The sequence below is a fragment of the Vibrio sp. Vb0937 genome (assembly GCF_033338855.1).
In genome coordinates this window covers 244,682-251,787 of record NZ_JAWOTK010000005.1, presented here as the reverse complement: position 1 = coordinate 251,787, position 7,106 = coordinate 244,682, and the positions used below count along the sequence as shown (strand labels likewise).

At 46.7% G+C, this 7,106-nt stretch carries 1 protein-coding gene; it reads left to right on the top strand.

Annotation, left to right across the window (positions count from 1 at the left end; genetic code table 11):
• On the top strand, positions 1-7,052 hold a 7,052-nt coding region (locus tag R7P67_RS10775; RefSeq protein WP_411912809.1), incomplete at its 5' end, for a tandem-95 repeat protein.
• Positions 7,053-7,106: the final 54 nt, after the last annotated feature.

Sequence of the window (7,106 nt, the reverse complement as noted above, 5' to 3'; positions counted from 1 at the left end):
ATAGCAACATTCAAGTGGCGATCGTCAATGGTATTGCTACGTTCACTCCAACCGCAGACTGGAACGGCTCAGAAGCGTTGACGTTTACGGCCACCGATCCAAGCGGCGAAAGCGTTAGCCAAACGGTGAACTTTACGGTTGCGCCAGTGGCGGACATCGTGGCAGACAACGCGACGGTCGTGGAAGACACGCCAACCATCATTAAGGTTTTAGGTAACGACACGTTCGAAGGCGACGACAAAGTGGTGTCGCTGGATACCAATCACGGTCCAGCCAACGGCACGGTCTCGGTCAACCTGGACGGCAGCGTCACTTACACGCCAAACGACAACTTCCACGGGGCAGACAGCTTCACCTACATCGTCACCTCCGGTGGGGTATCGGAGTCCACCACGGTGAACGTCGATGTCACACCAGTCAATGACGCGCCAGTGGCGACCAATGACAATGCCGTTACTGACGAAGACACGCCAGTGACGATTGATGTCCTGCCAAACGACACCGATATTGATGGTGATACGCTGTCTATCCAATCAGCGTCTGTACCTGAAGCACAAGGCACAGTCGAGATCGTTGACGGCAAGTTGGTGTTCACGCCAGCTGAGAACTTCAATGGCGACGCCGAAATTACTTACACCATCACCGATGGTGCACTGACTGACCAAGCGACGGTCAACGTCACCGTGAATGCGGTGAACGACACGCCTGTGGTTGAAAGCGGCATTGCAGACCAAACCTTGGCGGAAGACTTTACGCCATACAGCATCGATCTGAATACGGCCTTCAGTGATGTGGATAACGTGGATGGCGAGTTAACGTTTAGCGTTTCTGGCAACAGCAACGTGTTAGTTTCGATTGAAAATGGCATTGCGACCATTAGCCCAACCGCAGACTGGAACGGCTCAGAAACCCTAGCGTTTACGGCTACTGATCCAAGCGGCGAAAGCGTTAGCCAAACGGTGAACTTCACGGTTGCGCCTGTGGCGGACATCGTGGCAGACAAAGCGACGGTTGCGGAAGACACGCCGACCATCATTAAGGTTTTAGGTAACGACACGTTTGAAGGCGACGATAAAGTGGTGTCGCTGGATAGCAATAACGGTCCAGCGAACGGCACGGTCTCGGTCAACCCGGATGGCAGCGTGACCTACACGCCGAATGACAACTACCACGGTACAGACAGCTTCACCTACATCGTCACCTCCGGTGGGGTATCGGAGTCCACCACGGTGAACGTCGATGTCACACCAGTCAATGACGCGCCAGTGGCAAACGATGACGCGGCAACAACACAAGAAGATACCGCTGTCACGATTGATGTCCTACCAAACGATACTGACATCGATGGCGATACGCTGTCTATCCAATCAGCGTCTGTACCTGAAGCACAAGGTACAGTCGAAATTATTGATGGAAAACTGGTGTTCACACCAGCTGAGAACTTCCATGGCGATGCTGAAATCACTTACACCGTTACGGATGGTTCGCTGACCGACCAAGCGACGGTCAACGTCACCGTGAATGCGGTGAACGACACGCCTGTGGTTGAGAGCAACATTGCAGACCAAACCTTGGCAGAAGACTTTACGCCATACAGCATCGATCTAAATACCGCTTTCAGTGATGTGGATAACGTGGATGGCGAGTTGAACTTCAGTGTCTCTGGCAACAGCAACATTCAAGTGGCGATCGTCAATGGCATTGCTACGTTCACTCCAACCGCTGACTGGAACGGCTCTGAAATCCTAACGTTTACGGCTACTGATCCAAGCGGTGAAAGCGTCAGCCAAACGGTGAACTTCACAGTGGCGCCTGTGGCGGACATCGTGGCAGATAAAGCGACGGTTGTGGAAGACACGCCGACCATCATTAAGGTTTTAGGTAACGACACGTTTGAAGGCGACGACAAAGTGGTGTCGCTGGATCGCAATAACGGTCCAGCGAACGGCACGGTCTCGGTCAACCCGGATGGCAGCGTGACCTACACGCCGAATGACAACTACCACGGTACAGACAGCTTCACCTACATCGTCACCTCCGGTGGGGTATCGGAGTCCACCACGGTGAACGTCGATGTCACACCAGTCAATGACGCGCCAGTGGCAAACGATGACGCGGCAACAACACAAGAAGATACCGCTGTCACGATTGATGTCCTACCAAACGATACTGACATCGATGGCGATACGCTGTCTATCCAATCAGCGTCTGTACCTGAAGCACAAGGTAAGGTTGAAATTGTTGACGGCAAGTTGGTGTTCACACCGGCTGAGAACTTCAATGGCGATGCTGAAATCACTTACACCGTCACCGATGGTTCACTGACCGACCAAGCGACGGTTAACGTCACCGTGAATGCGGTGAACGACACACCTGTGGTTGAGAGCAACATTGTAGACCAAACCTTGGCGGAAGATTTCACGCCATACAGCATCGATCTAAATACTGCTTTCAGCGATGTGGATAACGCCGATGGTGAGTTAACGTTTAGCGTCTCAGGCAACAGTAATGTCAATGTCTCAATAGAAAATGGCATTGCGACTATTAGCCCAACGGCAGACTGGAACGGCTCTGAAATCCTAACGTTTACGGCCACCGATCCAAGCGGTGAAAGCGTCAGCCAAACGGTGAACTTCACAGTAGCGCCTGTGGCGGACATCGTGGCAGACAACGCGACGGTTGTGGAAGACACGCCGACCATCATTAACGTCCTAGGTAACGACACGTTTGAAGGCGACGACAAAGTGGTGTCGCTCGATACCAATAACGGTCCAGCGAACGGCACGGTCTCGGTCAACCCGGACGGCAGCGTGACCTACACGCCGAACGACAACTACCACGGCACAGACAGCTTCACCTACATCGTCACCTCCGGTGGAGTATCGGAGTCCACCACGGTGAACGTCGATGTGACGCCAGTCAATGACAAGCCTGACAGTGAGGACTTTACGCATGTTACTGACAAGCCTTTGACGCAAGTTGTATTTGATACTGATACGAAACCTTTAGGTGATGGCGACTCTCAGGATCATATAGCGGATATTGAAGATGACTTAAATGGCAACGATTTGCATGTGCGGATTACTGAACTACCGACCTCAGGAACATTGTTCTTCAGAGATAACAACGGTGAACTGCATGAAATAAAAGAAGTCAGTGACACTCTTTATGAAAAAGATAGCCTTTACTATGAAGCTGATAATGTGGGTTTCTTATTAGGTATCAAGGATCGCCCAGATACACCAAATAGTTCCGAGTCTACAACAGATTTCAATAATTGGGGGCTAAGTGAGGACGGAGGTCCATCACACTCCCGTACTGAGCATTTAGTTAATGGTTCCTCCATCACTATATCTTCTGATAGTGGTGAACTTGCTCAATACAACCGCCAAGTGTCACATATCGGAAACGGTATTGCTGACAATGATGGGCAGGGTATTGAGAAAGGCGAGACAATTACGATCGATTTGTCTAATAACCCTGTGGGCAGCGTAAACCTTGGCTTAGATGGATTAGGTGGATTGTTTGATTACGGTGATGACAACGCTGCGCTTATTACGGTTACGTATTTAGATTCAAACAATATCGAACAGACTCAAACGTTCGAGTTCTTGAAGCCTGAAGGCAACTTCATGCTATTCCAAGAAACAAGCGTTGGTTTTGGGCAAGAACTAGCTCTTCCTGAAGGTTCGGTCATTACTCAGTTAGATTTTTCTACGAAAAATGAAGGGAACTGGGAGTTACGTTATGTAGAAGGTATTCCTGCCGGAGATAGCTTTGGATATGTGGCAGTCGATTCTGAAAGTGGAGTTAGTGATCCGTCTACGGTCAATATCGTTAACGAAATACTAGATGGTAATGTTGCGGAAAATGGACCTGTGGTGGAGAGCATTGCAGGTGTTACTGTTGTTGAGGGTGACAATGTCACGTTTTCTGTTTCACTAAATAACGCGACAGATCAGACCGTTAAGTATCAAGTGGATTTCTCTGCAGAGGGTTCTAGTGTGAGCTCTCAAGACATTGATTTGTCGAACGCAACTTTTACTAATGGCGTGAAGTATTTGGGCGGATACCTTATTGTTCCAGCCGGAGTGAATGGCTTTGAGATTACCATTCCAAGTATTGATGATCAGTTGGTTGAATCAACAGAGAGTCTTGTGATTAAAGTCGGAGATGTGTCTGGCGTTGGCTATATTGATGATAATGATGTTCCGCCAGCAGTTCAAAGCAACGAAATTTCCGGATTAGAAGACGAAGCTATTGTTATAACACTAGAACATTTAGGCATCGTTGATAGTAGTATAAGTGTTGAGTTTGACACTTCTGCTCTAAATGGCTCACTGCAAGTGAAAGGTTCTGATGGTTGGGAAGCGGTTTCTGGAAGTGTGCTCGCTTCTGATATCGAAAATGGTCTTGTTCGTTATGTTCCTGCTGAACATGAATCTGGTGCAAATGTTTTCGATAAAGACGGTGTTGGGAACGGCTTGGATACTTACGAGCAGATTCATTTCACTGTTAGTGATGGCAATTCTTCTGCTTCAGGTACGTTGAGTATCGACATAGAGCCTGTCGCGGACCCAATTAAGATTGACCTTACTTTCGGTCCAGTAACGTCTGTACCTGTGACACTAGGCGGAAGCTGGTCTACAGACGAAGAACTTAAAGATCTGCTTGAGGCAAGTAATTTACCAGGGCTTGACTTTGAACATGTGGTGACACAAACGTTTAATAACGGACATGTTGGTAATGACTTAATGCTAAGCGGTGACACTGAATCGCCACTGAGCTTTGTCGGAGATCAACAAGCAGGTGCGAACGTTGATGCTCAAGGCAGTGATATCTTTGTGACTGGAGGAGGTAATGATTCTATCTATGGCGGTATTGGTTCATTAGATGATCAAGCGGAGACGGACACAGTTGTTTACTCTGGCAAGTTGTCTGATTACAACTTCAACTATTACCCTGCATCTGACCACTCAGAGGTCCCGTATTGGATTGTCGAAGATAGCCGATTTATTGATACAAAAGATGTTGTTTCGAGCACTCATAAAGAGTCGGGTGACCACCTTTATGAAATTGAACAACTTATCTTCCAAGATGCCATTATCAAGCTAAATAACAACACAGGAGAGTATGTTGTACTTACAGAGCAGCAAGTCTCTTTTGACCTGAACCTTGATCTTATCGATGTGGATGGAAGTGAGTCATTCATTAACGATAGCGTCACCTTAACGGGAATTCCTTCAGGGCTAACATTAGAGGTGAATGGCAAAACGGTAACTGAAAACAGCGATGGTTCTTACACGGTTGACCTTTCAAGTGAACCAAATCAAACCAGTCATCAACTAAGCGGTACGATTACTGTACCAGCCGATTACAATGGTTCGTTAGATTTTGATGTAACAGCGACGGCAGGAAGTGTTGAAGTTAATAACAATACTCAAATGGGAACGGACACGGCTTCTGTTTCAGTTCGAGATTATGATTTTGTTTCCGGTACGCATGGTGATAACAAGATAGCTGGATCTGATAGCAATGATGTGATTGTTGGCGATGTTCAAGGATTACAGATTGTCGAGGGGCAGGACTACAACATTGCTTTTATGCTCGATACATCAGGCAGCATGGGTTACGACGTTGGTCTAGCGCTAGGTGAGTTAAAAACAGTACTGAATACTCTTACCGAAAGTGCTAGTGGCCCTCATTCGGGCAAAGTGAACGTTTTATTGACCACATTTGCTACTGGGAGCTCTCAGGTACTTGAATTAGATTTGAGTGCTGACAACGCAACATCGCAAATAGAGTCTACATTGGATGCAATTTTACAAATCGGTGATGGTAATACAAATTATGAAGCCGGGTTCCAATCTGCACTAGACTGGTTTGCTAATGCCGATAGTGGCGCAACAAACCTAAGTTATTTCATATCTGATGGTCAACCAAACCAAGCTACGGATAACAATACGAGTTGGTTTAGTGGTTGGGAGGGTGTCGTACTTGGCGTGTCAGAACAAAAGTTAGTGACGCTAGCGGATGTTTTGCCAAGTGATTACAGGTTTGGTGATACAGTCACATACAACAATAAAACAATCATAGATTTTCGCGGGGCGGTGTATTCGCTCTCTACTGGTGAACAGGTGGGGAGAATGCTTAACTCATATGTCTATGATGATTATGGAAATAATGTTCTATCTCAAGCGAATAATGCATATCAAGCATTGGCTGAATTTAGTGAGGTTCGTTCGATAGGTCTTGGTCGCTACTTAGATGAAGATTCGTTAGAAAACTTCGACTCTGATGGTGTAGTAAGAGCTAACATAGATGTAAACCAACTAGCAGAAGTGATCCTTGGTAAGGAAGTTTCATTGATGCAAGGCAAAGATGAGATTAATAGCCTTGATGGAAATGACATTATTTTTGGTGATGCCATGCGTTTCGACGTCGATGGTGAGCAAGGAGTTTCCGCGCTACAAAACTACGTAGCATCTCAACTAGGTAAGGATGTTTCGTTAGTTACGAAAGAAGAAGTTCATCACTACATTACTGAAAACCAAGCAGAATTTGAACAGTCTCGTTATTACGACCAAGCAGACACCATCTCTGGTGGTTCAGGTGATGATATTTTGTTTGGACAAGGTGGTGACGACAAGCTGTTCGGTGGTGCAGACAATGATATTTTAATTGGTGGTTTCGGCAATGATATTTTGACAGGGGGGGACGGTGAAGACATCTTTAAATGGATTGATGTGTCCAATGAACGCGACACTGTCACTGACTTCAATAAAAATGAAGACGCTCTAGACTTCTCTGATCTGTTTGACGACTTATCTAAAGATGAAATTGGAGAGCTTCTTAATGATCTTCAATCAGGTGACCATACTGGTGATGTCGGAGAGTATCACGTAGAAGTAGCACCAGATGGCAGCTCTGAGACAAACCTGAGTATTACAAAAGGTAGCTCGACATTAGACATCCATTTTGACGGTGCAAGCGTTGATGATGTGACTCAAAGCTTGATTGCAAGTTTAGAGGCGCAATACAAAGATATGTAATGGCGTTACCATTTAGGTAAAATTGAAAATCAAAAAGGTCTAGCAATTTGCTAG